This is a genomic window from Arcticibacterium sp. SM2516 (assembly GCF_057914865.1).
In genome coordinates this window covers 468,112-493,415 of the sequence record NZ_CP195290.1, presented here as the reverse complement: position 1 = coordinate 493,415, position 25,304 = coordinate 468,112, and the positions used below count along the sequence as shown (strand labels likewise).

The 25,304-nt window shown below is 37.8% G+C and carries 26 protein-coding genes; 10 read left to right on the top strand and 16 right to left on the bottom strand.

Annotated features, from left to right (window positions below):
* Positions 1–353 precede the first annotated feature (353 nt).
* From ACSBFT_RS02180 to ACSBFT_RS02170, 3 genes are read left to right on the top strand one after another with little or no spacing between them, the layout of a single operon-like run.
* Positions 354–2,858 carry a DUF7133 domain-containing protein gene (locus ACSBFT_RS02180; protein ID WP_489603186.1) on the top strand — a complete coding sequence of 835 codons (2,505 nt, stop codon included), beginning with the start codon at positions 354–356 and terminating at the stop codon, positions 2,856–2,858.
* A gap of 18 nt (positions 2,859–2,876) precedes the next feature.
* A complete protein-coding gene (locus ACSBFT_RS02175; RefSeq protein ID WP_489603185.1) occupies positions 2,877–3,956 on the top strand; it encodes a sugar phosphate isomerase/epimerase family protein in 1,080 nt (359 codons plus the stop codon).
* A gap of 54 nt (positions 3,957–4,010) precedes the next feature.
* Positions 4,011–4,802, top strand: coding sequence for an SDR family NAD(P)-dependent oxidoreductase (locus ACSBFT_RS02170; protein ID WP_489603183.1), 792 nt, complete (start codon positions 4,011–4,013; stop codon positions 4,800–4,802).
* Between the two features lie 54 nt (positions 4,803–4,856).
* Here the strand turns inward: ACSBFT_RS02170 and ACSBFT_RS02165 are convergent, their stop codons facing one another.
* The 8 genes from ACSBFT_RS02165 to hisS all read right to left on the bottom strand — a co-directional run bounded on the left by ACSBFT_RS02165 (position 4,857) and on the right by hisS (position 10,855).
* The gene (locus ACSBFT_RS02165) at positions 4,857–5,381 is read right to left on the bottom strand and encodes a DUF1572 family protein (protein ID WP_489603181.1); all 525 of its coding nucleotides are present in this window, start codon (positions 5,379–5,381) and stop codon (positions 4,857–4,859) included.
* 2 nt (positions 5,382–5,383) lie between these two features.
* Positions 5,384–5,722: a DUF72 domain-containing protein gene (locus ACSBFT_RS02160; protein WP_489603179.1), complete on the bottom strand. Its 339-nt coding sequence runs from the start codon at positions 5,720–5,722 to the stop codon at positions 5,384–5,386.
* Positions 5,713–6,240: a DUF72 domain-containing protein gene (locus tag ACSBFT_RS02155; RefSeq protein ID WP_489603177.1), complete on the bottom strand. Its 528-nt coding sequence runs from the start codon at positions 6,238–6,240 to the stop codon at positions 5,713–5,715. Before ACSBFT_RS02155 ends, ACSBFT_RS02160 begins: the two co-directional genes overlap by 10 nt.
* Before the next feature lie 62 nt (positions 6,241–6,302).
* Positions 6,303–6,773: a GNAT family N-acetyltransferase gene (locus ACSBFT_RS02150; RefSeq protein WP_489603175.1), complete on the bottom strand. Its 471-nt coding sequence runs from the start codon at positions 6,771–6,773 to the stop codon at positions 6,303–6,305.
* Between the two features lie 212 nt (positions 6,774–6,985).
* The gene (locus ACSBFT_RS02145) at positions 6,986–7,915 is read right to left on the bottom strand and encodes a YihY/virulence factor BrkB family protein (RefSeq protein ID WP_463046030.1); all 930 of its coding nucleotides are present in this window, start codon (positions 7,913–7,915) and stop codon (positions 6,986–6,988) included.
* A gap of 6 nt (positions 7,916–7,921) precedes the next feature.
* Positions 7,922–8,326 (bottom strand): acyl-CoA thioesterase, encoded by a 405-nt coding sequence (locus ACSBFT_RS02140; protein WP_463046031.1) that lies wholly within the window; start codon positions 8,324–8,326, stop codon positions 7,922–7,924.
* Positions 8,326–9,363, bottom strand: coding sequence for an endolytic transglycosylase MltG (mltG, locus tag ACSBFT_RS02135; RefSeq protein WP_489603173.1), 1,038 nt, complete (start codon positions 9,361–9,363; stop codon positions 8,326–8,328). The genes ACSBFT_RS02140 and mltG overlap by 1 nt, the downstream gene beginning before the upstream one ends.
* Positions 9,356–10,855: a histidine--tRNA ligase gene (gene hisS, locus ACSBFT_RS02130; RefSeq protein ID WP_489603172.1), complete on the bottom strand. Its 1,500-nt coding sequence runs from the start codon at positions 10,853–10,855 to the stop codon at positions 9,356–9,358. Before hisS ends, mltG begins: the two co-directional genes overlap by 8 nt.
* Positions 10,856–10,984: 129 nt before the next feature.
* On the opposite strand from hisS, the gene ACSBFT_RS02125 reads away from it, so the two are divergent.
* Positions 10,985–11,128 (top strand): hypothetical protein, encoded by a 144-nt coding sequence (locus ACSBFT_RS02125; protein ID WP_463046034.1) that lies wholly within the window; start codon positions 10,985–10,987, stop codon positions 11,126–11,128.
* 348 nt (positions 11,129–11,476) lie between these two features.
* Here the strand turns inward: ACSBFT_RS02125 and ACSBFT_RS02120 are convergent, their stop codons facing one another.
* The gene (locus ACSBFT_RS02120; protein WP_463046035.1) at positions 11,477–11,842 is read right to left on the bottom strand and encodes a hypothetical protein; all 366 of its coding nucleotides are present in this window, start codon (positions 11,840–11,842) and stop codon (positions 11,477–11,479) included.
* Positions 11,843–11,904: 62 nt separating this feature from the next.
* On the opposite strand from ACSBFT_RS02120, the gene ACSBFT_RS02115 reads away from it, so the two are divergent.
* From ACSBFT_RS02115 to ACSBFT_RS02105, 3 genes are read left to right on the top strand one after another with little or no spacing between them, the layout of a single operon-like run.
* On the top strand, positions 11,905–12,669 hold the full coding sequence (locus ACSBFT_RS02115) for a class I SAM-dependent methyltransferase (protein WP_463046036.1): 765 nt from the start codon (positions 11,905–11,907) through the stop codon (positions 12,667–12,669).
* Positions 12,666–13,409 (top strand): SDR family NAD(P)-dependent oxidoreductase, encoded by a 744-nt coding sequence (locus ACSBFT_RS02110; protein WP_489603170.1) that lies wholly within the window; start codon positions 12,666–12,668, stop codon positions 13,407–13,409. The genes ACSBFT_RS02115 and ACSBFT_RS02110 overlap by 4 nt, the downstream gene beginning before the upstream one ends.
* A 37-nt stretch (positions 13,410–13,446) precedes the next feature.
* A complete protein-coding gene (locus ACSBFT_RS02105; protein ID WP_489603168.1) occupies positions 13,447–14,217 on the top strand; it encodes a glucose 1-dehydrogenase in 771 nt (256 codons plus the stop codon).
* Between the two features lie 2 nt (positions 14,218–14,219).
* Here ACSBFT_RS02105 and ACSBFT_RS02100 read toward each other — a convergent pair whose 3' ends face one another.
* The 7 genes from ACSBFT_RS02100 to ACSBFT_RS02070 all read right to left on the bottom strand — a co-directional run bounded on the left by ACSBFT_RS02100 (position 14,220) and on the right by ACSBFT_RS02070 (position 21,849).
* Complete coding sequence (locus tag ACSBFT_RS02100; RefSeq protein ID WP_489603167.1) at positions 14,220–15,818, bottom strand: CotH kinase family protein; 1,599 nt, start codon at positions 15,816–15,818, stop codon at positions 14,220–14,222.
* A 99-nt stretch (positions 15,819–15,917) separates the two neighbouring features.
* Positions 15,918–16,448: a collagen-like triple helix repeat-containing protein gene (locus tag ACSBFT_RS02095; protein WP_463046040.1), complete on the bottom strand. Its 531-nt coding sequence runs from the start codon at positions 16,446–16,448 to the stop codon at positions 15,918–15,920.
* Between the two features lie 153 nt (positions 16,449–16,601).
* Complete coding sequence (gene rny / locus ACSBFT_RS02090; RefSeq protein ID WP_463046041.1) at positions 16,602–18,200, bottom strand: ribonuclease Y; 1,599 nt, start codon at positions 18,198–18,200, stop codon at positions 16,602–16,604.
* Positions 18,201–18,266: 66 nt separating this feature from the next.
* The gene (locus ACSBFT_RS02085; RefSeq protein ID WP_489603165.1) at positions 18,267–18,554 is read right to left on the bottom strand and encodes a cell division protein ZapA; all 288 of its coding nucleotides are present in this window, start codon (positions 18,552–18,554) and stop codon (positions 18,267–18,269) included.
* A gap of 22 nt (positions 18,555–18,576) precedes the next feature.
* Positions 18,577–18,960, bottom strand: a complete 384-nt coding sequence (locus ACSBFT_RS02080; RefSeq protein WP_463046043.1) for a hypothetical protein — start codon at positions 18,958–18,960, stop codon at positions 18,577–18,579.
* Between the two features lie 39 nt (positions 18,961–18,999).
* Positions 19,000–21,423, bottom strand: a complete 2,424-nt coding sequence (pheT, locus tag ACSBFT_RS02075; RefSeq protein WP_489603163.1) for a phenylalanine--tRNA ligase subunit beta — start codon at positions 21,421–21,423, stop codon at positions 19,000–19,002.
* Between the two features lie 60 nt (positions 21,424–21,483).
* Entirely contained in the window at positions 21,484–21,849 is a 366-nt protein-coding gene (locus ACSBFT_RS02070) for a hypothetical protein (RefSeq protein ID WP_463046045.1), read from the bottom strand.
* Between the two features lie 421 nt (positions 21,850–22,270).
* Here ACSBFT_RS02070 and recA point away from each other — a divergent pair, with 421 nt between their 5' ends.
* The 3 genes from recA to ACSBFT_RS02055 all read left to right on the top strand — a co-directional run bounded on the left by recA (position 22,271) and on the right by ACSBFT_RS02055 (position 25,212).
* On the top strand, positions 22,271–23,308 hold the full coding sequence (gene recA, locus ACSBFT_RS02065; protein ID WP_489603161.1) for a recombinase RecA: 1,038 nt from the start codon (positions 22,271–22,273) through the stop codon (positions 23,306–23,308).
* Between the two features lie 87 nt (positions 23,309–23,395).
* Complete coding sequence (locus ACSBFT_RS02060; RefSeq protein ID WP_489603159.1) at positions 23,396–24,430, top strand: aminopeptidase; 1,035 nt, start codon at positions 23,396–23,398, stop codon at positions 24,428–24,430.
* Positions 24,430–25,212 carry a DUF3108 domain-containing protein gene (locus tag ACSBFT_RS02055; protein ID WP_489603158.1) on the top strand — a complete coding sequence of 261 codons (783 nt, stop codon included), beginning with the start codon at positions 24,430–24,432 and terminating at the stop codon, positions 25,210–25,212. Before ACSBFT_RS02060 ends, ACSBFT_RS02055 begins: the two co-directional genes overlap by 1 nt.
* The last annotated feature ends 92 nt before the right edge of the window (positions 25,213–25,304 follow it).

The window sequence follows — 25,304 nt, the reverse complement described above, 5'->3', positions numbered from 1 at the left end:
GTACTAATCTTTTTGAGCTACGATAGTTTAAAAGATATTCACACACTTTTAAAAATACCCAGTAAAAAAAACTACCCATCTAATCTAATTAGAAGGGTAGTTTTTGAAATCCTAAAAGGCGAATTTCATTAAAAATCTTTTAAGTAAGCTAGACGGTTTAGCGAGCACAACTTCATGCAAATCTTTGCTAAAATCTCAATGAAATTAGAACAAAAATGTTAATAAATCTACCCATTACCCCATTTTGTCCAAAAAATTATTTGAATTCGGACATTTATAACAATTTCTGTGGAAAAGCTCAAAGACAACTATTACATTGGTAATGAACTTTAAGCTAGATATTATTCAACCCTATGAAATTAAGTATTTTACAGCTCTCGCTGTGTTGTTCTTTGCTATTGGGCATGATCAGCTCTAAGGAGAATTCACTACCACTGTCTCCCGGAAATGAGTTAAAGTCGCTCCAATTAGCAGAAGGATTTAACATTGAGCTATCCGTTTCTGAACCACTAGTAGAAGATCCCGTTTATATCGACTTTGATGAAAAAGGAAGAATGTGGGTCATAGAAATGAGATCTTATATGCCAGACATTGATGGTAAAGGTGAAGAAGAGCCTATTGGAAGGGTTTCCTATTTGGAAGATACCAACGCTGATGGGCAGTTTGACAAAAGAACAACCTACGCCGACGGATTGATATTGCCAAGGGCACTATTCTTTTATCAGGATGGTGTCTTAATTGCAGAAAACATTCCGCTTTGGTTTTATGAAGATACAAACGGAGATGGTAAAGGAGATAAAAGAACATTGGTAGACAGTACGTATGGAGGCGGTGGTTTACCCGAGCATTCAGCCAATGGACTTCTACTGGGATTGGACAACTGGCTTTATAATGCCAAATCCAAGTATAGATATAAGAGAACAGAAAACACTTGGATTAAAGAAGAAACGGAGTTTAGAGGGCAATGGGGCATTAATAAAGATGATTTTGGAAGACTTTATTATAATTACAACTGGTCTCAACTGCACGCCGATCTGGTGCCACCAAATTACCTTAATAGAAACCCCTATCACGAAAGCTCGACAGGAACAGACCAAGTTTTGTCTGTAGAAAGGGCGGTTTTCCCTATTGGCCCTACCCCTGCCGTCAACAGAGGATATATACCTGGTGTTCTAAACGAAGATGGCAAATTAACCGAATTCACTTCCGCCTGTTCTCCTTTTGTGAGCCGAGATAAGCCTTATTATTCAGAAGACTTTTATGGCAATGTATTAGTATGCGAGCCTGCGGGCAATCTTGTAAAAAGAAATATTGTCAACGAAAACGGCAATTATTTAGTGGCGACAAATGCCTATGAAGGCAAAGAGTTTCTTGCTTCCACAGACGAACGTTTCAGACCTGTTCATATAAAATCTGGCCCAGACGGTGCCATTTATTTGGTAGATATGTATAGAGGTATTAGTCAACATAAGGCCTATATGACGGAATACCTTAGAGAACAAACCTTAGAAAGAGGTCTAGATCAATACATCCATTTAGGTAGGATATGGAAAATAACACCTGATGGTTTTAGACCCGCCGCTTCTATAGACTTGAGTACTCAAAACAGTATACAGTTGGCCGAAAATTTAGAACATCCAATCTCTTGGTATAGAGATACCAGTCAAAGGTTACTCCTCCAACAAAATAGAAAGGATGCCAAAAATAAACTAGAAGAAATAGCACTGCACGGAACCTCAACCGCCAGAATTTCTGCCCTGTGGATTTTAGAGGGTCTAAATATATTAGACCCAAATATCTGTCTGCATCTACTTAATGACAAAGACCCAAGAATTCAGGCGAATGCATTACGTCTCTTAGAGTCGCTTTCTGAAAGCAATAAAAGCTTGGTTCCGAAAATCCAGAAATCTATCAAAAAGAACATTGGGGCTAACGACATCTCTGACCTACAAATTTTATTATCTTCTTCTGCTTTGCAAGAAGATTTTGCCATTGAGACGGTAAGTCAAATCATTTCAGAAAAAGGTTCTGATTTACTCCTTACAGATGCCGCTCTTTCCAGTTTGGGCAATAGAGAATTGAAAATGGTGACTCACATTCTTAAAAATAAAAAGTGGAAAGAAATATCTGATTACAAAGAAATGTTTGTAGAGCAGTTGGCCGGCATTTTAATTAAAAGAAGAGACTCTGAAGAGTCTACAGATTTTATAGCATTGATAAGCCATGCTCAAGGCTGGCAGAAAAACAGTTTATTAATTGGGGCTTCCTTACAGGTGGCCACCTCCGAAAAGGAACCTGTCGCCTTAAAAACGAAACCTACCTTATTTGTAAACAATGAAGGTTCCAGAGAAATACAAAATCTTCAAAAAGGTTTTAGCTGGCCAGGAAAACAAGTCTTAAAAACCAAAGCGGTAGAAGGAACTAAGCTAGATGCTGCAGGTATGAAACAGTTTGTGGCCGGAAGGAGATTATTTTTAAATTATTGTACTGGATGCCACGGTACTGATGGTGCAGGTTTAAAAAGATTTGCTCCACCACTGGTAGGCTCAGAATGGGTAACGCAAGAATCCGAAAAATTAGCTCTGATTTTGCTTTACGGCATAGAAGGGGCTATTACCGTGAAAGGAAAGACCTACGATGTGCCAGACATTCTACCTGTAATGCCCTCACATTCTAGCCTTTCAAACCAAGAGGTGGCCGATGTCATGACCTATATCCGTAATGAATGGGGTCATAATTCTGAAGCCATTTCTGTAAGAGATATAGGTATGCTCAGGTTAAAAACACAAGGTAAAGTGGTGCCTTGGACCGCAGAAGAGCTGATAGAAAGAATGACCAACAAGGAATCGGAAAATTAAACTATTGAAATAATACCCATGATAAACCCAAAAATAGGCCTCAGCAGAAGGGCTTTCATAAAAAGCTCCGCGTTGTTGGCTACCGCTTCGGCATTACCTTCTTTGAGCTCGTTTAACGTTGCTCCAAATTTAGTTGGCATTTCGGTGGCATCTTATTTCCTTCGTTTCCGTGATGGCGGTAGCACGGCACACCCCTCGTGGAATGGGGCTTTGCCCATGGCCAAACACCTACACGAACTAGGTGCCGGAGGCGGGCAGATTGGTGTTGACAAATGGGATGGTGCTTACACCAAAGAAATTAGAGATTTGAAAGAATCCTCTGGAATGTGGCTTGAAGGTCAAATCCGAATGCCTAAAACAGATCAAGACTTGGCCGAGTTTGAGCATAATGTCGTCTCAGCCAAGGAAGCAGGGATAGAAATCGTTAGGGTGGCATGCCTCAGCGGAAGAAGATATGTCAATTTTAAAACCGAGGAAGAATGGGCCGACTTCAAGAAAGCGTCAGCCAAATCTATCAGGCTTGCTGAGCCTATTATGAGAAAACATAAAATGAAGTTGGCTATTGAAAACCATAAAGATTGGACGGCCGACGAATTGGTGAAAATTCTAAAAGATTATGACAGTGAATATCTAGGATGCAATTTAGATACTGGAAACAATTTATCTTTCCTGGAAGACCCTTATGAGGTCGTTGAAAAACTAGCTCCATATACCATGACCACACATTTCAAGGATATGGGTATAGAGGCGTATAAAGATGGTTTTTTGCTTTCAGAGGTACCTTTTGGTCAAGGCTTCCTAGATTTAAATAGAATGGTTATGACCATAAGAAAGCATAACCCCAATGTAAAATTCAACCTTGAAATGATGACAAGAGACCCACTGCCAATACCATTTCTTACAGACGAATACTGGACCACTTTCGGTCATAAATCTGGGAAAGATTTAGCAAAAAGTCTAAAAATTATCCGAGCCAACTACAGTCCCAAGCCGCTAGTTAGAACTACGGGCTCATCTTTTCATCAGCAGCTCGCTCTTGAAGAAGCCAATCAGATTGCCTGTTTAAATTACGCCAGACAAGAACTAGGTATCATGTGATGAACTGAGTAAATTTAACAAACCAATTCTATTTAAAAATAAACATAAGTATTTGTGAGCAACTCAAACGATAAATTACCGGGATTAAAATTATTTGACCTAACCGGCAGAGCCGCCATCATCACTGGAGGTTCAAAAGGATTAGGCTTAGCCATGGCAGAGGGTATAGCCGCCGCTGGCGGAAACGTTCTTGTGGTTTCAAGAACGCAAAGCGAATGCGACCAAGCCGCGGAAAAAATCAGAAATGAATATGGGACCAAAGCCATAGGTATGGCCGCTGATGTAACCCAAGAAACTGAAATGGAGGCCATGGCTGCTCTATGTTTAAAAGAATTTGGCAGCGTAGACATTTTGATAAACTCCGCTGGCATTAACATTAGAGGTGCTATAGATGAACTCAGTTTGGCAGATTTCAATAAAGTGATGGACATCAATGTCACTGGTACTTGGCTAGCCAGCAGAGCGGTAACACCCATCATGAAGAAACAAAAGAAAGGAAAGATTATAAACCTAGCCAGTACCTTAGGTCTGGTAGGACTCGCCAATAGAACGCCATATACCGCATCTAAAGGAGCGGTGGTCAATATGACTAAGGCTCTGGCTTTAGAGTTAGCCCTCGACAATATTAACGTAAATGCCATATGTCCAGGACCATTTTTAACAGAAATGAACGAGCCTATAAAGGATACAGAAGAGGGCAAGAAGTTTATTGTAGGTGCCACGGCGGTAGGTCGCTGGGGTCTATTATCCGAAATTCAAGGTGTAGCCATGTTTCTGGCCTCCGATGCCTCTAATTACATGGTGGGCTCTTGCCTATTGGTAGATGGCGGTTGGGTGGCTAGGTAAATGCTTAAAATGAGCAAAGGACATTTTACTTAAAATGTCCTTTGCTCACACATGTCACCTCTTTGAGGCTGCAAATTTCTCCTTATTAAAAGTATCCGATTTCCCGGTAGGAATGGATAAACTCTGCCACGCAGCTCCTTTAATCATTCTTCCGATATACATGATTTGGCCTACATGAGAACTATAATGAGCCAGCTGTCTGATAAAAGCGTTTTCTATACTATGCCCTTCATTTCTAATATAAATCACCGTGTCTATGTTACTCTCATTTACAGCATCTAGTGCTTCAAAAAGACATGCCCATCCTAGCTCCCAGTCTCTTAGCATTTCAGCTTTAGAACTATAACTCGACTCAAATTCTGCATCTCTTTCACGCCACTCCTTTTCGCCATCTGTAGTTAAAAAATCTGTCCATCTAGAAAGCATATTTCCGTGCATATGCTTCACTATTACTGCCAGAGAATTACTTTGTGGATTAAATCTCCAATGGATGTCTTCGTCAAAAAGCTGCTCAAAAGTGCGGTCTCCCAGTTTTTTATAGGATTCAAACTGTTGTTTAAAAAGTCTTATAATCTCCATGATTAAGCAAGCATTAAAAGGTTTTCATTAAATCTATCGTTAAACTTCTCGATGAAATACTTCAAAAGTAGTGGAGATTCCTTTTCAATATTTTGATGCACGAAGAAATAAAGCTTCTCCAAGCCCTGCTCTCTCCAAACCGCAATCCTATCAAGCCATTCGTCTAATCTTGGGTAATCACTCGGGTGATTTGCCCCTACATTTCTTATAAAAGCCACGTGCGTAGTCATCCGCATATGCATCAAGTCTCTCCTAACCGCCGTATCGGTTAAAATGTTGGTCAGCTCGTTTTCTTCAAATAATTGATAAACATCTTTGCGGCTGCGGCGTCTTAAAACCAATCTGTATTTCTAAGCTCTACGGCCAGAGGTATATCCTTTGACCATTCGTTTACAAATTTCCTCAAGCTATCCATATTAGAGGGCTTGAAATTATCGAGAACTTGAAGGAAAACCATTCCTAACTTTTCGTCAAAGGCTCTGGCTGTTTCTCCAAATTCTATCACCGGAGCGGTGACATCATTCAGTCTTTCTATATGGCTAATATATCTTGGTACTTTAGGAAATAACTTAAACCCCTCATGTGTTTTGTCATACCATGTCCTCGCTTGTTCAGAAGGATAACTATTATAAAACGTGGCATTTAACGCTTTTGAATTAAACTGTGTTCCGTAATAAGTAAGCTCATCTTTAGTACCCTTCTGAGAAAACCCCTTTAAATCTCCCTTGTTCCATTTGGCACAACCTACATAAGTCTCAAACGGTTCTTTCCCTTTCTTTAATATTCTTAAGGTTTCTAGAGCATCCTCTGGCATTGTAAAATCTACCATTTCCGGATTGCTTACTACTCCCAATTTCATAGTTACAATTTATAATTTTCTCCTAAACTTAACCAATCAAAATTCGAGGAGAAAATCAATTATTAATTTTCTCTAATCATTATACAATGCGGAATACCATCTTCTATATAGTCCTCACCTATTTCTCTAAATCCCAGCAATCCGTAAAATTTCAAGAGGTATTTTTGAGCACCTATTTTTATAGGATGGTTTCCATAAAGCTCATGGCATTTAGCAATAGAAAAATTCATTAAATCTGCACCAAAACCGTACTTTCTATAGGAGGCCTTGGTAATAACTCTGCCTATGGCTAGAAAACCATCAAAATACTGATTCAATCCAAACAAACGAGTATAGGCTATAAGCTCACCTTTTTTATTGCTACCCATAACGTGAATAGCCTTTCCATCTTTAAAGTCTATGTCCTGATAGACACAATTTTGCTCTACCACAAAAACTTCAGAACGCAAAGCCAATATTTCATAAAGCTCATTTAGAACTAAATCGTCGTACTTTTTGACCACCCAGTAAATTTCTGCATCATTTCCTTTCATCTACTTATTTTACATTACGCTTATATGAATAACTATACCTAAATTGCTTTTAAGCTATTCATAGATAATAGTACAAAATGTTTTCCTATAAAGGTATTGTTTTGGCACGGCTATTGCATCTATTTAGTCACATTGGAACTGATTATTCTGGTGGTTAAAATTTACAGAAAAAGGCCGCACGTAAACTGATTACTTACTGCGGCTTTTTTTATTTAACTGTCCAAATCAGAAGATTCCCTTTCTTGCTCTAGAGCATCTTTCAAGCTTGAATTAATTTCAAATCCAAATATCAAGATCACTGCAATCAAGTATATCCAGACCATCATCCCTATAAGCGTTCCTATAGATCCATAAAGCCTGTTGTAAGAGTTAAAATTTACCAAATAATAGGAGAATCCATTGGTAGCCAGAATGCATAATATAGAAGCCAAAACAGCCCCAATATTAAAAAAAGTCATTCTCTTATTTTTACCAGGAGCAAAATAATAAATGCTACCAATACCTAAAAAGAAAATAATAAAGATGGAAACATACCTTAGCACCTGAATCATGTAATAGGTAAAGTCTTCACTTAAAAAGCCTATTTCAAATAAATATGCAATGGAGAATTTCCCTACAATGAGTACCAAAATAGCCGAAATCATAACCAAAACCAATAGGAAAGTTAATAAAAGAGCCACAAGCCTTCCTTGAAAAAAACCTCTTTTATCATCTTTTTCTAAAGAAATATTGAAAGCTCTTATTAAGGCCATCATACCATTTGTGGCTGCATAAAGTGCAAACAAAAAACCAAAAGAAAGTACATCTACCCTCCTTCTGCTAATGATGTCTTGAATGGTGTTTGCCGCAGTAGAATAAATGCCCTTGGGCAATATATTGGCTAAAAAGTCCATAATCTGCACATCCAGATTTTCAATGGGAATATATGGAATGAGTGTAAAAAGAAATATGACTGCAGGAAAAATAGCCAATAGTAATGAAAACGAAACAGCAGCCGCTCTCTGGTCTATGTCAAACGTAATAATTCGCTGCCATAAAATGGTCAATACATGATATAAGGAAATGGTGGTATCCCACAGATATATACTTCTTAAAAACCTCTTGAATTTCTTAATAAATACGGTATTTCCTATTTTGCTCATTCAGCTTTAAAAAAATGGTTCTAAAGCCTTTTCTATACCCTCAGGACAAGAAATAATTCTGTTATTGGCCGTATTGACAAAAACTAAAGTAGTCTCTCCCTTGTGTATTTTTTGTTCCTCCTCGTTATAAATTTCATAGTTAAACACAATCCTCGCCTTAGGGATCTCATTTAAAATAACCCTAATAGTAATGAGTTCATCATATTTAGCAGGAGAAATAAATCTAGAATTGTTCTCATAAACAGGCATAATGAAGCCATTGTCTTCAAAATCCCTATACCTAATCCCCAAACTTCTGAGTGCTTCCACCCTACCTATTTCATACAGCCTAGCATAATTTCCGTAGTACATGTAGCCCATTTGGTCTACATCCGCATATCTCACTCTATATTTATAGTCAAAACTAAACATTAAAGAACCCCCCTTTTATTTAAGGCATCATGAAAACGTCTGGCGTTGGCATTATGCTCTGAAAGTGTACTGGCAAAATTATGGTATCCTGAAAAATCTTCTTTGGCACAGAAATAAATGTACTCGTGGTGCTGATAATTAAGCACCGCATCAATAGCCTTTTTTTCTGGCAAGGTTATTGGGCCTGGTGGCAATCCTTGAACGCGATAGGTATTATAAGGAGATTCTGCCGTAAGATGCTTCTTCAAAATTCTTTTTAAAGTAAAGTCGCCTACCGCAAATTTAACCGTAGGATCGGCCTGTAAAGGTATGCCCTGCTTAATTCTGTTTACATAAACCCCAGCCACCGTTGGTTGCTCATCAGATTTATTTGTTTCACTTTGAACTATACTGGCCATGATTCCCACTTTAATAGGACTCATTGTTGTGATAGCAGCTTTTTTAAGTCTATCCTCATTCCAAAAAGTCTTATACTCATATTTCATTCTATCCAGAAACTCATCTTCCGTAAGTGTCCACCACATAAAATAAGTATCTGGCAAAAACATGCACATGATATTATCTGTGGTAAAACCATACTTTTCGCAAACCGCTGGATCGTTCAACTTTTCTAAAAGCACATTTTTATCAATAGAAAGATTGGCCGCAAGCCTTTCTGCCAGTTCAGACTTCAGACGAATATTGTTGAATGTCAATTTAACCTCGTCTTGGTCTCCAGACCTTAATTTACTTAGTAGTTCTTTATTACCAGTATTTGGTGGTATCTCATACCTTCCTGGTTTCACAATCTCTCTATAATTCATGAATTTACTCAAAAAGCCAAAGCTTATCTGATCATGAATAAGATTACGTTTATTTAAGCTATCTAGAACAGTTTCGTAAGTAGCTCCTTTGGGAATCAAAAGCACGACGCTCTTCTCTGCGTCTAAGTTCAGATTAGGACTTTTGACTACTTGCCAAAAATAGAAAGAAAAAGTGGCCACCAAACTAGACACTATGACTAGTAAATAGGCTATTAATTTTTGTTTTTTAAACATTAAGAATCTTAATTATTTCATTTATACCTAAGCTTTCCTGTTCTCCAGAAGCCATATTTTTCAAACTATATTTCTCCGCTTTTATTTCCTCTGACCCTACCACCAAAACATAGGCTATTCCTTTTTTATTAGCATAATCAAACTGCTTTTTCATTTTTGTACTGGTCGGATAAAGTTCTGCTGCAATATCGGCATCTCTGAGTTGCTTTAAAATAGGCAAACATGCTTTCTGAGATATTGCATCAAAATTAGTTATTAAAACCTTCGTGCTTTCTGTGGCATCTTCAGGAAAAAGCTCCAACTCATCCAATACATCATAAATTCTATCGACTCCAAATGAAATCCCCACACCTGATAATCCAGATACGCCAAATGTGCCAGTTAAATCATCATATCTCCCTCCTCCAGAGATACTGCCTATCTTCACCCCTCCAGCTTTTACTTCGAAAATGGCACCGGTATAATAGCTTAAACCTCTGGCTAGGGTAAAATCAACTTCGACTCTTGCATTATCTAAACCAAAGCCCTTCACCAACTCAAAAATATCCTCCAGTTCTGAAATTCCTTTAAGCCCAGTTTCAGATTCTTTAAGAAATTCCTTAAGACTTCCCAAAACTTGAACATTATATTCTAAATTATGTAATTTGGCTTTAAAAAGCTCTTCCATAACTTCTGCTCCCCCCACTGAAACACCTTCTTCGATCATTCTTTTGGTGTCTTTCTTTACATATTCATTCGCTTGACTTTTAGCATTTGAAGCTAACGCGTTAGAATCAAACAAATCATAAAGTAATTCAATTTGCTCTTTCTCAAAACCATTCGCTTCTAATTCCTCGGCTACTTTTTCTTTTCCTATTTTATCTAACTTATCTATAGCAACACACAACTCAGCTTCTTTTCCTGGTTTCCCAATAGCCTCTGAAATACCTGTAAGGATTTTTCTGCTATTTATTTTTATAGTAAAATCATCCAGTTTAAGTTTCTCAAACACTTCATTAAGCATCAATATGATCTCTGCTTCGCATAATAAAGATTCAGTACCTACCACATCTGCATCACACTGGTAAAACTCTCTGTATCTACCTCGCTGTGGTCTGTCTGCTCTCCAAACTGGCTGCACCTGAAAACGTTTAAAGGGCATGGCTAGTTCATGGCGGTTCATCACCACAAATCTGGCAAACGGTACAGTAAGATCGTATCTCAAACCTTTCTCTGCCACTTTAGAAAGCATGGCTGGTGCACCATTATCAAAATCTTCTTGCTTTAAACTTTTAGCAAAATCACCAGAATTCAAAATCTTAAAAAGAAGTTTGTCTCCCTCCTCTCCATACTTACCCATCAGCACAGATAAATTCTCTACAGCAGGCGTTTCTAAAGATAAAAATCCAAATTTCTTGAAAACTTTTTTAATAGTTTCTAGAATATAAGTTCGTTTTGCCATTATTTCAGGCCCAAAATCACGTGTTCCTCTGGCTAAACTTGGTTTCGACATAAGTTTTTTAATAGTTCCGAGCACAAAAGTACAGTTATTCTAGATTTATCATTGATAATTCTAAACAGAATAGCTACCTTTGCACCTCATTTGAGTAAACAAGCAAACTAGTATTTAAATTTATATATAATGGCAGTTACAAGATTAAAAAGAAAAGGCCTTAGAAACAGAGCAATTGCAAACAACAAGCAAGCTGACATTAAGCGTCTTACGCTAAAGCCAGAAATCAGAAAAGTAGATATCGAAGAGCTTAAGGCTTCTTTCACTAAGTAATTCTATTTTTTTGCATTTCTATTGCAAATAAGTCTCAATCTAGATTTGGAAAGGTTGAGACTTTTTTAGTTTCCTTATACCCAACTTCATTTACCTTCTATTTGAAGTGGTATATGCTATTATACCTGGTACTCCCAAGAAACATCTTCTCATAAAAATCAGCACTCCGATACTCTGAACCCCTTGACATTAATTTTCAAGAACAGTAACATATTATAACTATCGTAAATTCCAGAATGGAATACTTGAATTCATCCTCGCTGATTTAACAAAAAAAAATAAGCTTCCCATGAAATCAAGGAAAGCTTATCTGAAAAACATAAAATACGATTGGTTAAGAAGATAGTCTTAAGCTTTCTTCGGAGCTGGTTTTTTAGGGCCTTTACGTTGATTTCCCCCATTAAAATTTCGGTTTCTTTTCGCTATTCTAATGGCATCTAGCTGAAATTCATACCTTAAACCCCTGCCAAAAAACCACAGTCCCACTAGCAAAACAGCTATGCCAATAAAACCATGAAGGGCAAATTGCCAATGGTGAAGCATCTCTGGCCCAGTTATGGTCAAAATTACAGCCCCAAGTGCCGTTAAAGTTAAACCCAGAATAACATTGATTTTAAACTTTTGACTTAGTAAAAGACTTTGATACCAATTCTTATCTTCCTTTCTTTTATAATGTTTATTTGTTGGCGAATTTTCGGCTTTCTTCTCTTGCATTTTTTTTGCTGTTTACTTAATTCTATTTTTGACCTTAAAACAAGGACAGGTCAAATATTTCGATGAAAAATATAATTAGTTTTCTTATTCGTTTCGTTCCACGCAAATACCTACAATTATTCAGCCACATTCCTTTAAGGATATATGCTGGCTTTATGAAGGGAGATTCCGTGGAGTGTACGGTTTGCTCCGGTAAGTTTAAGAAATTTTTACCTTACGGCAGATTAGAACCTAGAGAAAACGCATTATGCCCTTCTTGTCTATCCTTAGAAAGACATAGACTTATGTATCTGTATTTGAGACAAAAAACTACTTTCTTTGAAAGCAAACTTAACGTACTCCATGTAGCACCAGAATATTGCTTTATAAACCGTTTTGAAGAATTGCCTAACCTAGAATACATCACGGCGGATATTGAATCGCCGCTGGCGAAGGTTAAGATGGATATTGAAAAGATTCAGTACCCAGATAATTCCTTTGACGTTATTTTTTGCAATCATGTTTTAGAGCATGTAGAACACTTTGATGTGGCTACATCAGAATTATACAGGGTTTTAAAACCAGGCGGCTGGGCCATTATGCAGTCTCCCCAAGACATGAAAATGGAGCATACCCTGACAGACCCCACCATCACAGATCCTAGAGAAAGAGAGCGAGTATTTAAGCAATCTGACCATCTGCGTCTTTTTGGTAAGGACTATGGTAAAGAACTCGCTAAGGCTGGGTTCAAAGTAACTGAGGACAATTTCGTCAACGAACTCCCTCCAGAATTAGCGAAAAGGTATGCCCTACCAATGGAGGAAATAATATACTTCTGTGAAAAATGAAAAGATTTGAAAACAAAAACATTGTCATCACCGGTGGGAATGGAGGCATTGGCCTAGAGGCCGTAAAGCAATTCCTTTTGGAAGGTGCACAAGTTTTGGTGATGGATATTACCGAAGCAAAATCTCCCAAATTAGCGGCTTTGGAAGGCTCCATATTTTACCTAAAATGTGATGTAGCCCAACCCGAAGAGGTGAAAAATGCATTTGAAAAAGCCATAAGCCAATTTGGACAAATCCATGTGGTGGTAAATAACGCTGGAATTCTTGGCCCTCGAGTTAAAACGGAAGATTACCCTGACACAGAATTTGACCGTGTTATAGATATCAATATTAAAGGTGTTTTTTACTGCATGAAAGCCGCCCTTACGCACTTTAAAGCTAATCGTGGCGGTGCCATTGTCAACACTGCATCGGTTGCTGGAAAAATCGGTATGTCTCGTCATTTAGCATACTCCGCCAGTAAGCATGCTGTAATTGGCATGACAAAATCTGCAGCAGTGGAATATGCCAAACAAAACATTCGCATAAACGCCGTTTGTCCAGGCTTTACAGAAACCGCCATGTTAGACAGCATTAACGACGAGCCGGAATATAAAAACATGCTCAAATATGCAACGCCCATGAAACGTTTTGGCAAGCCAGAAGAAATAGCTGACGCCATACTGTTTTTAGCATCTGACCAGTCCAGTTTTATGACTGGCCAAAGCATCGTACTAGATGGCGGACTGAGCGTTCAATAGCACAAAACTTAATTAAAATCAACAAACTATAAACCCTATGAATTACAAAAACGCATTTGACCTCACCGGAAAGGTGGCCATTATAACGGGAGCCAGTAAAGGTATCGGAGAGTCTATGGCCAGGTTTTTTGCTGCCCACGGAGCCAAAGTGGTTATCAGCAGTAGAAAACAAGACATTCTAGACGAAGTAGCCGAAAGTATCAGAAAAGAAAGCAATGCTGAGGTACTTCCCATAGCAGCACATGCTGGAGATATGACACAACTTCAAAACCTATTGGATAAAACCATTGAAACCTATGGAGGTGTAGATATTTTAGTTAATAATGCGGCTACCAATCCAGTATTTGGCCCCTCATTGGATTGCGATGGTGATGCCTTTGATAAAATAATGGCGGTCAACGTAAAAGCTCCTTTCGAATTCTCTAAGATGGTTTACGCCTCTATGAAAAGCCGAGGTGGTGGCAGCATTATTAACGTCAGCAGCGTAGCAGCCCTTACACCAGACCCAGGATTGGGTATGTACTCTGTCAGTAAAGCCTCACTCAATATGCTTACAAAAGTTTTGGCCAAAGAATGGGGAACGGATGGCATTAGGGTCAATACCATTTGCCCAGGACTTATTAAAACTAAGTTTTCTCAGGCTCTTTGGCAAAACGAGGACATCATGAAAAGATTTACGAAGCACATGCCTATTTCTAGAATAGGCACAGTAGACGAAATAGGAGCCTTGGCACTTTATTTAGCTTCTGATGCTTCTTCTTTTACCACAGGGGCAGTCTTCACGGCAGATGGCGGAATGACCATCTAGGCCTACTTATGCACCACTCTGTGTGTCGTTTCGTCTTCCCCTACCTTGACTTTTAGAAACTGTAGGGTTTGAGCAGAATGATTTTCAGGGAAATTAAGATTCAATCGATTTTGTCCTATTTCTAAATCAAAATCTTGATTCTTAATTTCTCTTCCCAAAAGGTCTATCAAGCGAATATGGGCGGTGCTACTTTTCACAGCAATTATTTCAATACTGAGCGAAGAGATATAAGGATTAGGATAAGCCTTTACCTTAAAATCTAAACGCCTTTCTGAGGAAAGCACTTGCATTTCAGAAGGTATGTTTTCGTCTAACCACTGCAGCCTTAAAGGAATCCACTTCTTCAATTCATTCACCTCGCCCTCCCACGTCGTTGGTACAGGCTGTGGCTGCGGCCAAATGTATTGACCAAGAATAGGCCATCTATTAAAGTTTCTTACTTGTGCATCTTTAATCTCATTGGCAAGGCTATCCACTAAGCCAATTAATTTAGAATCTTCTAAAATACCATTTTGACGTAAATCATCATAAGTTTCTCTATAGGCTTTTATGAAGTTGATATCTCCTAGAAACTTCTGCCACCAGAAGGGCACCTGCCAATAGTCATCAGGACAAAAGGCATTAAAATTATACGAGAAACCCCTGTAAGACGAACCATTGCAGTAGTCTGCATTCCCAAAACTAATATCATAATCCCAAGGCGGCCCCATTTTCAATTTTTCGTTTTTATCCTTGTACAGAAAAGTACTGATTCTATAGCCATCCACGTTTTTGGAAACTTCATTGACGATGGTCATCAACACAAAAGACTGCATGTCTATATACTGCTGGTAACCCTTAGTGGGGTCTGTATAGTTTTCACTTTGCAGCGAATTCTCAAAAGACCCTATATATCCTTTTATATAGTCCTTTTGAATTGTAGTAATGTCTTTAGGATACTCATAGAAAAACTCAGAAGGCTTAAAACCATTCGATTGATTACTATAATTTGAAAACCAACTTCCAATATTAGAGCCTGTATTTTTATCTATCTTGATAATGTAACCTCCGGTCAAATCTTCTCCTGATTCCTCGTCTGGTTCTAGCTTAGAAATATCTACCCGTTTCTTATCTCTTTTTATCTTCTCCATAAAAACATAAACGCCTTCATAATTGCCATTAAGATAGAGCTCCACATATTTGGTTCTACTCCCGTATAAGCCCATCTTTTCGGCCATTCTAAGCGTCAGCACATTATGAATAAGACTCTTCTCATTATATGAAGCATATAAAATCCAGTCGCTTTCCTCAGGCCATCCAAAAAAAGATACTTTTTCGTCTTCTCCATTCTCATCCCAAGTCTCTAGACCAAATGGTTTTTTAGGAAAACTTTGTGAAGACGAACCTCTATATTCTATTCCAATATTCCCTTCGTATTCTGGGCTATCTGTAGGGGTATTCTCCTTACCTTCCCCATTATTGATCAAAGTCATATTGGCTAAAACCTTAGGCTCATCCACAATCTTTCTACCTTTTGTATCAATCAAAATAATAGGCAAATTGGTTTTTATCTGGGCCTGGCTTATAAAAGAAATGCAAAGCAGAAATAATATTTTTCTCATAATTTATTGTCCTTCGGCGAAGATAGTCCAAATACTACCACAAAAAAAAACAGCGGTCTCAGAATTGAAACCACTGCTTATCAAAAATTTCAAGGTCGCTTATCTCAAATCTTTCTTTACAAAATCTTCTTCCGTTATTCCAAATGTTTGAGTAATGCTATCGTAAGATTTAGAGCTTAATCTACCCGTTTCTAAAAAAGCTGCAGGAACCACGACCACCCTAAATACTTGACCGTTTAAATATGCCACATCCAATTTTGAGAAATCAGGAACTGTGCCGTCCAAAAATATAGAGAAATCTCCCTGAGTGAAATCATAGTTATAAGTCAAAATCCCTTGATTTAGATAAGCGGTTTGAACCAAGGGTCTCCAAATTTCAGTGCCGTTAGAATCATTTTCCCATTTTATAAACACAAGTGGAACATCTGCTGGAAACACATCAAAACCAAAATCTTCCACAATTTTAAAATCATTGGCGGGGGTAAAGTCTACAACAAGTTCAATGGCGGTAGCGTAAACTAAACCTCCATCTTGTCCTGCAGGGCCAGGTTCACCATCAAAACCTGCGGGTCCTCTACAAGAGCTAAAACCAATAACCAATGCTGATGCGATAAAAAGTAGCTTTTTCATAATCTATAAAATTTTAAATGTTTGTATTTCTATTCTGCTTTTTAGATGTGAGAAGGACATAAAAGGTTGTTCCATAAAACGAAAAGCACCTAAAATATAGGTGCTTTAAGATTGCATTAACAAATGATTTAAAGCGGAAATACCGCTTCCATATTATTTCGCATAAGCCACGGCTCTCATTTCACGTATCACCGTAACCTTGATTTGACCTGGATATTGCATTTCTTTTTCAATTTTCTGAGAAATATTAAATGACAACATGCTCGCAAACTCGTCACTTACGTTTTCTGCATCTACTATCACTCTAAGTTCTCTACCCGCTTGAATAGCATAGCATTTCTCCACACCTTTAAAGTCTAGTGCCAACTCCTCCAAATCTCTTAGTCGCTGCACATAAGAATCCATCATTTCTCTTCTGGCACCTGGTCTAGAACCACTGATGGCATCACACACCTGAATCACAGGAGAAATCAATGAAGTCATCTCTATCTCATCATGGTGAGCACCTATGGCATTACATACCTCTGGATTTTCCTTATATTTTTTAGCCAACTCCATTCCTAAAATGGCGTGTGGCAAATCAGACTCTTCTTGATAAACCTTTCCAATATCATGTAAAAGACCAGCCCTTTTAGCAAGTTTTACTTTCATACCCATTTCGGCCGCCATGGTAGCACAAAGCTTAGCCACTTCTCTAGAGTGTTGAAGCAAGTTTTGTCCATAAGACGAACGGAATCTCATACGACCTACCATCTTTATCAGTTCTGGATGTAGTCCATGAATACCTAAGTCTAAAACGGTTTTCTCACCAATTTCTATAATCTCGTTGTCAATTTCTTTTCTGGTCTTATTCACGACCTCCTCAATTCTGGCGGGGTGAATCCTGCCGTCTGTCACCAATCTGTGAAGTGATAACCTTGTCACCTCTCTTCTTACAGGGTCAAAACTAGAAATCACAATAGCCTCAGGGGTATCATCCACAATAATTTCGGCTCCCGTAGCTGCTTCCAAAGCTCTAATATTTCTACCTTCTCTTCCTATAATTTTTCCTTTGATTTCGTCACTTTCAATATTGAAAACAGATACACAGTTTTCAATCGCCTGCTCTGCGGCTGTTCTTTGAATCGTTTGAATTATAATTTTCTTAGCCTCCTTGGTGGCAGAAAGTTTTGCTTCTTCAATAGACTGTTTCACAAAAGCCGATGCGTTTGATTCCGCCTCTGCTTTGAGTGCATCCATTAATTGCTCCTTGGCTTGGTCTGCAGATAATCCAGAAATCTTTTCGAGTTGCTGCACATGTAGACTTAGTTGCTTTTCTGCATCTTCTTGCTTTTTGGCAGCTATCTCTAGCTGATTAGCTAACTTGTCTTTTTGACTTTGGATTTCGGTCTCCTCTCTTTTGTTTTTCTCCATTAAAGAGGCCGCCTGCTGTTGAAGTGTTCTTACCTTCTGTTCATTCTGAATAATAATATTCTTCTTGTTATTGGTCGTTTCTTCAAATTCGGTTTTCAGTTTAAGGAAATGTTCTTTGGCTTCTAATTTCCTATCTCTTTTAATGTTTTCTGCCTGAGACTCTGCATTTCTTTTTAAGTTCTCTGCCTGTGATTCTGCATCTCTTAAAATGTTTTCTGCCTTTCTTGCAGCTTCTGCTTCTTGATTTTTGTTGGTACTCTTTAGGATTGATTTACCTATGAAAAATCCCGCAAGTAAGCCTCCGGCAATACCTGCGATTAACAATAAATATTCTGACATTAATTCTTTATTTAATAATTCGTTGATAGAATATTAAAGTAAGGAAATTAAAAAAAGTGGGAGAATTCAGCCGTCAAGCCGACTATCAATTTGCTCTAATCTACCATTAATTTCATCTCTGAGTCTCGTGTAATTCTGATGTGCTTGTAGGGCGTCCACCATAGCTTCTACTGCCACTGTAGAAAGCAAATGCTCAAAGTTAGCAACCGCCCCGTATTTGTTGTGTAATACGGCCAATCGCTCATTTATTTTAATAGCAGCTTCTCTAAAATATGGTTCTTCTTCGGCCGACAATAAAAATGGCAATGCTTCACCATTTATTTTAATATTTGCCTTTACTTTTTCCGAACTCATTTTATGAAAGCAAAATTATTTATTACTTCAATAAGCTTATACAATCGTCTATTTCGCCTATTAGAGTTTGTATCAATTCTCTAACCCCATCTTCACTTACCCCTTGACTATCAATATCCGTTACAATCTTAGCGATTTTATTCCTAATAGTAAAATTTTGAGCCGTTATGGCATCTAATTCATTTACTTTAGAAACTTCATCTATTTTACGTTTCTTAAAAAAAGAGAGCCTTTTCTTTAGGTCATCTCTCTCATCTGTTAATTTTCTAAGCTCAAATTCCAGTCCAATAATTTTCTGCTCATAGCTGCGAACCTTCGCAATACGCCCCTCTACCTTTCCTGAAAGCTCTTCTAAACGAGCAAACATCATGGCATTTTCTTGGTTGTATTGTTTTTCAGATTCCATATTCTTCTAGCAGTGGAGACTTTGAAAACAAAAGGCCTATTACCTTCTTATTTCCGCTCCCAATTGATTTTCAAAGGTTGAAATTAACTTGCTCATCGTTTTATCAATCACCTTGTCATTTAAAGTATTAGCATTGTCTTGTAAAACAAAACTTACAGAATAAGACTTTTTGCCTTTGGCGAGCTTTTCTCCTTCATAAATATCGAAGACATTCACCTGCTTTAATAATTTCTTATCTGTTTTTAATGCCAACTCTTCTATTTGAGCAAAATTAACTGCTTTATCCAATACCAATGAAAGGTCTCTTCTTACCTCCGGAAATTTCGGTATCTCCGTAAAAGTAACCTTATAAGAATACTTTTTCAATAAATACGCCCAGTCTATCTCCGCATAGAAAACCTCCTGTTTCAGGTCGGAAAACTTCAGATAGGCCGCCTTTACTTTCCCTAGTGTGGCCACCACCCTGTTATTCAATTTGAAATCTATACCATAATCAAACAAACCCGATGCTGCTTCTGTACAGGAAAGCTGCGTCAACCTCATGGCCGTAAAAACCTTTACCACCTCATTCTTCAAATCAAAGAACGAAACCTTTTCAGATTTTTGATACCAAGACTCGGCCAACTTATTTCCGGTCACCCAAATACCTAACTTTGATTGGTCATAGTAACTGGTGCCGCTCTCATCTTGTTTTTTGCCGTAGGTTCTTCCAAACTCAAAAACCTTAACATCCCTACTTCTCCTATTAATATTATAAGAGAGCGTTTGTAAACCTGAAAAAAGTAAACTGTTTCTCATCTCAGAAAGGTCTTCCGTCAGCGGATTCAAAAGCCGGACGCGAGAGCCTTCTAATTCCGTTAACAAAGCGTTCTGAGAAGGTTTAACGATCGACAAAGTCTGAATCTCATGAAAACCGTTTGCTGCCAGCAGCTCAGATATTTTTAAGCTTTGAGTTTCTGGAACTACCTCTCTAAAATCAGATAAATAATCGGAAGAAAGATGCTCTGAAAGTTCGATATTATCAAAACCATAAATTCTCAAAATCTCTTCTACCACATCTGCCTCCCGTGTTACGTCCACGCGATAGGCCGGTACAGAAAGCTCCATGCCTTCATTGCTCTCGGATTTGATTTCGATATCTAGCTTTTGTAGAATTTCCTTTATTAAATCCCGTGGTAATGCCTTCCCTAAAAGTCTGTCAATGTTCTTGAATTTGACAGACACTTCATGGTTTGGAATAGCTACAGGATAGTTATCAAAGGCTGTATCCACTATTTCACCACCAGCAAGCTCCAAAACCATTAACGCCGCCAACTTTACTGCGTAAGAAGGCATATTGGGATCAGTACCCCTTTCATACCTGAAACTGGCATCTGTTTTTAAGCTATGTGCGGTGGCGGTATTTCTGATGCTGTCTGGATTAAAATAAGCAACTTCCAAAAACACATTCTTTGTCGCAGAAGTAACTCCTGAAGTCTCTCCACCAAAAACGCCAGCAATGGCCATTGGTCCGTTGCTGTCGCAAATAGCCAAATCGCTTCCCGATAATTTTCTTTCTACCCCGTCTAGTGTAGTTATTAAAGTGTCTTTTTCAGGGGTTTTCACAATTACTTGTGCTCCACCAATTTTATCGGCATCAAAAATGTGCATTGGTTGACCCAAAAAATGACAAATGTAGTTGCTGATATCCACCAAGTTGTTGATGCTATTGACTCCGATAGCATTTAAAAAGTTCTTCAACCATTCCGGAGATTCTTTAACCTCAACTTGAGTAATTTCTAGCCCGCAAAATCTCGGACAAGCATCCGTGTCTTCTACTTTTAGAGAAATGGAAGATTTTTTTGATCCTAATTTAAAAGAAGAGACATCCGGTAAAGTGATTTCTTGACCTGTTATAGCCTTAATATCTCTGGCAGTTCCAAAATGTGATGCCGCATCTGCCCTATTCGGTGTTAGACCTATTTCTATCACATAGTCAGACTCCAAATTAAAATAAGTAGCTGCTGCGGTTCCGATAGGCAGTGGTGTATCTAATACCAAGATGCCATCATGTCCTTTTCCAAGTCCAATTTCATCTTCAGCACAAAGCATCCCTTCAGAAACCTCACCTCTTATTTTGGATTTTTTAATCACAAAGCTATCGCCCTCAGAAGGGTAAAGCGTTGTTCCAATGGTGGCCACTATGACCTTTTGACCTGCAGCCACATTAGGTGCACCGCAGACAATATTTAGTAATTCCTCCTGCCCTACGTCTACCGTGGTACAGTTTAATTTCTCTGCGTTGGGATGCTTTTCGCAAGTTTTAACCTCTCCAATCACCAAGCCCTTTAAGCCTCCTGGTACAGATAATTTCTCTTCCAAGCCCTCAACCTCAAGACCTGTAGAGGTCAATAAAGCAGAAAGTTCTTCAGGATTTTGAGGGAAATCAATAAGTTTTTTTAACGTATTATATGATATGAGCATCCGATTCTTAAATTTTCAATCGGCAAAGATAGAAAAAGTAGCCCAAGAAACTTCTACGAATTATTCTGAAATGGACGTTAGCTTTTCGTCTAGGTAAGATTTTGCGTCATCAAAAAGAAATACGATTCCAAAAGCTCCTATCCCTACCGTTTTATAATCCCCGTTAATTTTAAGCTTGGTTAAGGAAAAAACCTTATAGTCGTCTACTTGAACATTATTATTAAGATACTTCTCCATGGCATTGAAGCCAATAGCCTCACCAAGGATGGCTCCTAGTTTTTTAAGTGTATCTCCTTTCACTTCTCCTTTAAAACTTTCTAGCTCCTTAACTTTTTCTTGCACAGCAGCTTGATGCTTTTCTAAAGACGGATTGGTGAATACGCCTATAACGAGGATAAGTAGGAGAAAAAATAGATTGTTTTTCATGAGACGGTTAGAAAGATTTTATAGTTAACGCAAAAAGGCAAGAATATTTTGTAAACCAGTTAAACTGTTACCAACGGCTTATTCATAGGATGGAAAACACGCTGATACTAAAAAAGTCCTTTTGCCAATACCATTAGCTTCATTCAAGATTTTTCATCAGCCTAAAAAGTAATTACTCTAAAAATAAATCGGACGCTATGGATATTATGAGGTAGAACGCTCATAAACTTAAGGGACAGCCAGACTTAAAACGATGAATTGGTAAATATTTTAGCTAAAACGCAGCACATAAGCAACTCTAAATAAGCACACTAAAGTCATTGCTAAATATATTAGCCAATCTTTGCTAGCAAATTGTGCAAAGTTGCAATATCTTTGTATCAGACAAAAAGAAAAACCTCAAACGCTAATAATATTACCAATGGCAGAAAACAACGAACGCCTAAAAATACTTCAAACCACAATTGACAAATTAGACAAAGCTTTTGGCAAAGGTACTGTAATGAGACTTAGTGACACCAAAGTTTTGGATGTACCTACTATTTCTACAGGATCGCTTGGTCTGGACTTAGCTTTAGGTATAAATGGTTTTCCAAGAGGTAGAGTCGTAGAAATATATGGACCAGAATCTTCTGGTAAAACTACACTAGCCATGCACGCCATTGCAGAGGCACAAAAAGCAGGCGGAATTGCGGCATTCATTGATGCCGAGCACGCTTTTGATAGGCTTTACGCAGAAAAATTAGGAATCGACACCGCCAATCTTCTTATATCTCAGCCAGACTATGGTGAGCAAGCTCTAGAGATTGCGGAACATTTAATTTCTTCTGGAGCTATAGATATATGTGTGATTGACTCCGTAGCCGCTCTTGTTCCTAAAGCCGAACTAGAAGGTGATATGGGAGATAGCAAAATGGGCCTTCAGGCTCGTTTAATGTCTCAAGCACTTCGTAAACTTACTGGTACTATTAACAAAACTGGATGTACTTGCATCTTCATCAACCAGTTAAGAGATAAAATTGGGGTGATGTTTGGTTCTCCAGAAACCACCACCGGTGGAAACGCCCTTAAGTTTTACGCTTCAGTAAGAATTGACATTAGAAGAATAGGCCAAATAAAGAATAGCGACGCCGACATAGTGGGTAACCGTACCAGAGTTAAAGTGGTTAAAAACAAAATGGCACCTCCATTTAAAGTAGTAGAGTTTGATATTATGTATGGCGAAGGGATTTCTAAAGCAGGAGAAGTTTTAGACTTGGGTGTTGACTTAGATATTATCAAAAAATCTGGCTCATGGTTTTCTTACAAAGAAGACAGACTTGGACAAGGACGCGACTCTGTAAAGAATCTTATTAGAGATACTCCTGAACTCTTGGATGAAATAGAAATGAAAATCAAAGAAGCCATCATTGGTAAAGATGAAATACTTCTTGGAAAAGATGCAGAGAAAGAAAAATAGAAATACAAATAAAAAAATACAAAAGGTATAAATTATTATTATTAGGAAAGCGTTAAAGAGTAGGAGACATTCTCCTGCTCTTTTTATATGAAAAAAATCTTCAAGTTCCTCGCTATAATTTTATTGGTAATATCTCTAACTTTCTATTTCTCATTTTTCAATGAGATTAACTATGGTCTTAAACAAACCAAAGGTCAGTTAAATGTCATTTACAACACCACTCCAATAAATAAAATACTGGAAGATGATAATTTCCCAGATAGTTTAAAGGCCAAAATTCTCTTAATTGAAGACATCAAAAAATTCACTGTAGATTCTCTAGGACTTAAACCTAGTAGAAGTTACAAGGATTATTATGACCAAAAAGGCGAACCCATCATGTGGGTTTTAACAGCCTGTCCACCGTATAGTCTTGAAAATAAAAAATGGAAGTTTCCAATTGTTGGTACTTTCGCCTACAAAGGTCATTTTGATAAAGAAGATGCACTGGAGGAGTTAGCACTACTCAAAAGCCAAGGTTTAGATGCTCGAATTTCTGAAATTTCTGCTTGGAGTACATTAGGTTATTTGTCAGACCCTATTTTAAGTAGTATGCTAGAGTTAGATGAGGGTTCATTGGCTGCACTTCTCATTCATGAATTAACGCATGGCACTCTTTTTGTAAAAAACAACCTAGCTTTCAATGAAAATCTGGCTGATTTTATTGGGGATAAAGGGGCATTACTTTTCTTGAAAAGCAAATACGGCGAAGATTCCAAAGAATTGAAAAAGTACAAAAAAGTAAAAGATTTTAATACGAAATTTTCCAAGCATATCAGGAGAGGTACAGAAAAACTTGACAGCTTGTTTCAAACCTTTTCCCCAGAAATGTCGTCTATAAAGAAGGACCAGTTGAAATATGACCTTATAGATGAGATTATGATTTCCGCTGATACATCAAACAGCAACCCAAAATATAAGTACAAAGGAAGAGGTACTTTAAACAATGCGTATTTTACGGCATTCAGAACTTATCAAGGAAAACAAAATGAGTTCGAAGAGGAATTAAATTCAAAATTTAACAAAGAATTTAAGGACTACGTAGGACATTTAAAGGACGAATTTCAGAGTTTAGGGAAATAATGAAAAGACGACTAATACTTTTATTGACATTAAGCATAGCCTTTGCTGCATTTATTGACAGGGGCTATCGAACTGTGGAAAATAATAGCTTCCAAGCTGGTGAAAATTATACCTATAAGGTAAAGTATGGCTTCATCACCATAGGGCAAGCAAAGGTAGATGTTCACAGAAAAATATTTGAGGTAAATAACCGACCATGTTACAGAGTAAATGTTACTGGAAAGACCGCGGGTGTGGCAAGTCTCTGGAAAGTCAGCAATGTTTACAGATCATTTATCGACACCACCGCCTTTATACCTCATAAATTTGAATACAGTGCTAGAGAAAACTCTTATGAAAGAGACCAAACCTTTACTTTTGATCATAAGAGAAACACGGTAAAGAAACTGGAAAAAGAGAAAATCACCGAATACAAAGTACCTGAATATGTGCAAGATGTTATATCAGGCTATTACTTCCTCAGAACCGTGGATTTCTCCCATATGAAAATAGGAAGTAGCGTAAAAGCTCCTTTGTTTTTTGATGACGAGCTTTATAACATGCAGGTTAAATATGCAGGTAAAGATGAAATCAAGACTCGTTTTGGTAAAATGAGGGTTCTCAAACTAAACCCTATACTTCCTAAAAACGATTTGTTTGAAGGTAATGAGGCCATAAGAATATTCGTTTCTGACGATGAAAACCGTGTGCCTATTAGAATGGAAATTGAATTTTCTTTTGGGACGATATCCATGGAAATTATCAATTACAAAAATGTCAAAAATCCTTTCATTTGGTCCTGACAGCTTTTCCTTCATATCTTTCAGTCATTAACCTTTCTTTTACTTATTGGTAAATATTTATTAGGACTTGCGAAGTTTCTTTTAAATATATT

Excerpts from the sequence above, each read along its gene's own strand:
- ACSBFT_RS02180 (WP_489603186.1), top strand. The coding sequence starts at position 354 with ATGAAATTAAGTATTTTACAGCTCTCGCTGTGTTGTTCTTTGCTATTG.
- ACSBFT_RS02175 (WP_489603185.1), top strand. The coding sequence starts at position 2,877 with ATGATAAACCCAAAAATAGGCCTCAGCAGAAGGGCTTTCATAAAAAGC.
- ACSBFT_RS02165 (WP_489603181.1), bottom strand. The coding sequence starts at position 5,381 with ATGGAGATTATAAGACTTTTTAAACAACAGTTTGAATCCTATAAAAAA.
- ACSBFT_RS02155 (WP_489603177.1), bottom strand. The coding sequence starts at position 6,240 with ATGAAATTGGGAGTAGTAAGCAATCCGGAAATGGTAGATTTTACAATG.
- ACSBFT_RS02150 (WP_489603175.1), bottom strand. The coding sequence starts at position 6,773 with ATGAAAGGAAATGATGCAGAAATTTACTGGGTGGTCAAAAAGTACGAC.
- ACSBFT_RS02145 (WP_463046030.1), bottom strand. The coding sequence starts at position 7,915 with ATGAGCAAAATAGGAAATACCGTATTTATTAAGAAATTCAAGAGGTTT.
- ACSBFT_RS02140 (WP_463046031.1), bottom strand. The coding sequence starts at position 8,326 with ATGTTTAGTTTTGACTATAAATATAGAGTGAGATATGCGGATGTAGAC.
- mltG (WP_489603173.1), bottom strand. The coding sequence starts at position 9,363 with ATGTTTAAAAAACAAAAATTAATAGCCTATTTACTAGTCATAGTGTCT.
- hisS (WP_489603172.1), bottom strand. The coding sequence starts at position 10,855 with ATGTCGAAACCAAGTTTAGCCAGAGGAACACGTGATTTTGGGCCTGAA.
- ACSBFT_RS02125 (WP_463046034.1), top strand. The coding sequence starts at position 10,985 with ATGGCAGTTACAAGATTAAAAAGAAAAGGCCTTAGAAACAGAGCAATT.
- ACSBFT_RS02120 (WP_463046035.1), bottom strand. The coding sequence starts at position 11,842 with ATGCAAGAGAAGAAAGCCGAAAATTCGCCAACAAATAAACATTATAAA.
- ACSBFT_RS02115 (WP_463046036.1), top strand. The coding sequence starts at position 11,905 with ATGAAAAATATAATTAGTTTTCTTATTCGTTTCGTTCCACGCAAATAC.
- ACSBFT_RS02110 (WP_489603170.1), top strand. The coding sequence starts at position 12,666 with ATGAAAAGATTTGAAAACAAAAACATTGTCATCACCGGTGGGAATGGA.
- ACSBFT_RS02105 (WP_489603168.1), top strand. The coding sequence starts at position 13,447 with ATGAATTACAAAAACGCATTTGACCTCACCGGAAAGGTGGCCATTATA.
- ACSBFT_RS02100 (WP_489603167.1), bottom strand. The coding sequence starts at position 15,818 with ATGAGAAAAATATTATTTCTGCTTTGCATTTCTTTTATAAGCCAGGCC.
- ACSBFT_RS02095 (WP_463046040.1), bottom strand. The coding sequence starts at position 16,448 with ATGAAAAAGCTACTTTTTATCGCATCAGCATTGGTTATTGGTTTTAGC.
- rny (WP_463046041.1), bottom strand. The coding sequence starts at position 18,200 with ATGTCAGAATATTTATTGTTAATCGCAGGTATTGCCGGAGGCTTACTT.
- ACSBFT_RS02085 (WP_489603165.1), bottom strand. The coding sequence starts at position 18,554 with ATGAGTTCGGAAAAAGTAAAGGCAAATATTAAAATAAATGGTGAAGCA.
- ACSBFT_RS02080 (WP_463046043.1), bottom strand. The coding sequence starts at position 18,960 with ATGGAATCTGAAAAACAATACAACCAAGAAAATGCCATGATGTTTGCT.
- pheT (WP_489603163.1), bottom strand. The coding sequence starts at position 21,423 with ATGCTCATATCATATAATACGTTAAAAAAACTTATTGATTTCCCTCAA.
- ACSBFT_RS02070 (WP_463046045.1), bottom strand. The coding sequence starts at position 21,849 with ATGAAAAACAATCTATTTTTTCTCCTACTTATCCTCGTTATAGGCGTA.
- recA (WP_489603161.1), top strand. The coding sequence starts at position 22,271 with ATGGCAGAAAACAACGAACGCCTAAAAATACTTCAAACCACAATTGAC.
- ACSBFT_RS02060 (WP_489603159.1), top strand. The coding sequence starts at position 23,396 with ATGAAAAAAATCTTCAAGTTCCTCGCTATAATTTTATTGGTAATATCT.
- ACSBFT_RS02055 (WP_489603158.1), top strand. The coding sequence starts at position 24,430 with ATGAAAAGACGACTAATACTTTTATTGACATTAAGCATAGCCTTTGCT.